The following is a 3,384-nucleotide window of genomic DNA, read 5'->3' as shown; positions in this document are numbered from 1 at the left end:
CCCTACGAACCAGAACAGCACGAACTTCGGTATATCCAGTTGACCGAGCAGTGCCGCCACCGAAATAAATCCGAGCATGAGCGAAACGTATGGATATAAATGCAAATGTCTCATGCACCAGCCGGAATATTCATACCGCCAGGAATTCTTCGGATGACGTACAGCCTTGACGTAGTAAATCCAATACAACACCGCCCAAGTAAGCATGGCAACCCATAGTAGATTGTCCTCTGTAGACACTGTCCCCCCTACCTCCCCGAGCTCAGCTAGCCGCTGGTTCGGATTCGTCTTGCCAGACTTCTATGAGCCATTGAGGTGGAAGCAGAGCCACAGCGCGTTGAAGGATGTACCAGCCGGGTGCAGGGTGTAGCTGGTGCTCTTTACGCAACATGCGGCGCTCGGTGTCATAGAGCAGATATCCGTGTGGAGTATCAAGATAGATCACCACACCGGCCTCGTCACGATCACCTGCTTGATAGGTTCCTTCGACCACGATCATCTCGTATTGGCCATCCACCAGATCTTTGGCCATCTCAGGCTGAATGTGGTTCACGGAATCAGCGAGGGCTTTCACAGAGTCGGCGAGCTCAGAAGCCGGTAGATCATCAGGGATGAGAACAGTCAGGAAGTCTTTCTTCTTAATCACTCCATGCCCTGGCTCATAGTCTCGCCGGAAGTTACGCCGCCCTAAAACCATACTGTCAATCAAAAGCGTGAACCGGCTGTCACGATCTGCAGCCATCATCGTCACGATGCCATCAGTGTGATTCTCTACCGTAGAGATAACGCCTTCCGGGCCTGTCCACACGTGAGCAGCATTAACGGTGCCGTCGGCACGTCGACGCCCTACTTTCACCGCACCTAGCGTGGCGTGAAAGATCTTCCAGAACTGCTCATAGCCCGGTTCTGCTTCACCATTAGTCAACACACAAGTGCCGGTTACATCATGAAGTGTGGGACCATATCCTTCGTATTCACCACCAACCATGTACTGGTATTGTTCCCAGCTTAGAACGATTCTGGTTTCTTGTTCCTTGTGATTGTTCTCTACACTGCCCATTCGAATTCCTTCGCCCACATATATGCAACGTCTGCCCACGCGAAAAGTAGTGCCGCATGGAATGTCAACGCCACATTCATCTCAATACCGCCGCGTATCGCATTCCACTGATACAACACCACCGGTGTACCTTCCTCATTGCGGTAAGAAGCCACACGCAACACGGCCGCAGTATCATCCCCACCCAGAGTGTCCCAACCCAGGTGAATATTGCGGTATTCCGCCAGTTGGTCTGCTAACCCAGCATCCGTGGCGAGGATCTCGTTGTAATAGCCCTCATCCGTGGCGTGCCGCTGATCATAAGCCCTCTGGATGATCACGAAATTAGAACGAAACCCCTCAACACTCCAGAGTTCAGAAGGCCGTCCTTTATAGATGAACACCCCATTATCACTACCGGAGTCATCGACCTCCCAGTCCTCCGGGATAGGCAACCTGAACTTCGCATCAGGATGCTCCGGAATCTTAATCTCAACATCTGGAAAATCCATAAACAACGCCACCCTTCACGTTTCTCACCTTTACCTAAAATCCAGCCACCACACCAAAGCAGCAGCACAACAGGCCCCGCTAACCAGGCGAAAACGGGCCCAGTCAGAACAGATTCTTAAACCAGTCCATTCCTTCTTTAAACCTGTCACCAACCCAACTGCCCACATTCCCTCCAACAACACCGCCGACGACACCGCCAATAACGGCACCGGCAGCAGTGCCCACGGGGCCGCCGAAGGAGCCGATTGCGGCGCCGAGAGCTGCACCCCCTTTGGCTCCAAGTGCAGCCCCACCGGCAGTTGCCCCAGCGGTTGCCCCCGCCCGCAACCCCTTCTCAACGTTGCCCATACTTGGGTATTTCCTGGAGTCTTCCTGCCAACTGCTCGCGAAGTTGACGCCACCAGCGAGCAAAACGGAGGAGCGACCAACCCACTTCGAGGCTGTAATGAGTTTGGCTTTCCGTTTGGCTTGATACTTGTTCGCTTTGCGGTTCTTTACTTCACTGACTCCGTAAATGGTTCGTCCTACCAGTAGACGTAGGAAGTCCCTAAAGCTCTCTGGCTTACGCGCGATGTTGCCAGGGTGCTTTCCCTTGATGAAACTGCTCGCAGTTCGTCTCCCGACTCTTACGAGGAGCGCTGGTTCCCATCCGGTCGTCCATTTAACGAGGCGCTCACCTAATTTGCTGCTTTTTGCAATCCACTGCAGCCACCCAGGTGCCCAATTATTTCGAACCTGAAGCGTGGTGTACTTCACCCCTGCAAAGGTCAACGCATTTTCAGTTCTACTCAACCCAAACGCGACGCTTTGCGTGATCCCACCAGCAACGCCCTCTAGATCATTCGCTCCGGTGAATTCATTCAACGTCTGTTGAAAGAAGTTCGAGTCTGCCCCGCCGTTGGCTTCATGTGCTTGCGGGGCCTTGTCTTGTGCATTCTTAGCTGATTTACCGTCAATGTTGATAGCTAGCAGGCTGTCACGGCATCGGTTCTGGACATCGTCCTTATCCTGCGCCAACACAGAAGCATCAGCTTCGATTTCCTTACGCAGACTCTCTTTCTCGTCACGCCCCGCGTCATCGTCATCATCAGGATTCATCGCCTCATAGTTACTGATTTTGTCCATGAGTGCTCTACGGCGTTGCATCAGGCCATCAAGATTAGTCGCATAGTCTCCCAGCACCCTCTTGATAGATTCGCCGGCGTCATCAAACTCACCGACCGTCTTTTCAGGGACCTTCATCGCCTCGACCACGGTAGGAGCCTCAGGCGCTACATACTGGCCTTGAATAGGACGCCACCGAGCATGCACGGTTTTCATGGCATCAGCTGCATCACCAAACCTCGAGCGCAAACCAGATACCCGTGTGCGGATCTCATCCGGATCATCAACCTCTACGACGTTGAAGCTCACTCACCTCACCCCCGGCATGTCGATATTGCCTGGGACTGGGCACACGTTGGCAGACATCTGCTGATCCCCACCCCAATACAGCTTCAACGCATCACTCGTGGAGCCTGTTGCGGTACGGATCTTAGACATCACACCATCCGCGGTAGGCTCAACAGCACCCTCTTTAACAGCAACTAACGCCCCAGCAACAGCAGGAGAATGCTTCAACACCTCCTGCATACCATCCAACCCAGCTTTCACATCAGCGAAAGCATCATCCAGATCATCAGCGGCGCTGTTGGTTGCTGTAACAGTCTGCGTAGCGGCCGCGTGATGGATATCAAAGTGCATGTGTCACAACTTTCTGAAAGAACAGTCCATCTACCCCCCTTAGAAGAGGGGGCACACCCTTGGCTAGCCGATATTCGCTACAGCATTAC

5 protein-coding genes are annotated in these 3,384 nt (G+C 53.3%); all 5 read right to left on the bottom strand.

The features are described from left to right. On the bottom strand, positions 1-240 hold a 240-nt coding region (locus HMPREF3160_RS10040; protein WP_218078945.1), incomplete at its 3' end, for a hypothetical protein. Positions 241-262: 22 nt separating this feature from the next. After that, the gene (locus tag HMPREF3160_RS00690) at positions 263-856 is read right to left on the bottom strand and encodes a hypothetical protein (RefSeq protein ID WP_141739761.1); all 594 of its coding nucleotides are present in this window, start codon (positions 854-856) and stop codon (positions 263-265) included. 191 nt (positions 857-1,047) lie between these two features. After that, entirely contained in the window at positions 1,048-1,551 is a 504-nt protein-coding gene (locus HMPREF3160_RS00685; protein WP_070492061.1) for a hypothetical protein, read from the bottom strand. Positions 1,552-1,654: 103 nt separating this feature from the next. After that, positions 1,655-2,965, bottom strand: a complete 1,311-nt coding sequence (locus HMPREF3160_RS09930; protein ID WP_070506472.1) for a hypothetical protein — start codon at positions 2,963-2,965, stop codon at positions 1,655-1,657. Further along, positions 2,966-3,295: a hypothetical protein gene (locus tag HMPREF3160_RS00675; protein ID WP_070506469.1), complete on the bottom strand. Its 330-nt coding sequence runs from the start codon at positions 3,293-3,295 to the stop codon at positions 2,966-2,968. Positions 3,296-3,384: the final 89 nt, after the last annotated feature.

This window comes from Arthrobacter sp. HMSC06H05 (assembly GCF_001807395.1).
GTDB lineage: Bacteria > Actinomycetota > Actinomycetes > Actinomycetales > Micrococcaceae > Pseudoglutamicibacter > Pseudoglutamicibacter albus.
This window is presented reverse-complemented; position numbering and strand designations above follow the sequence as displayed.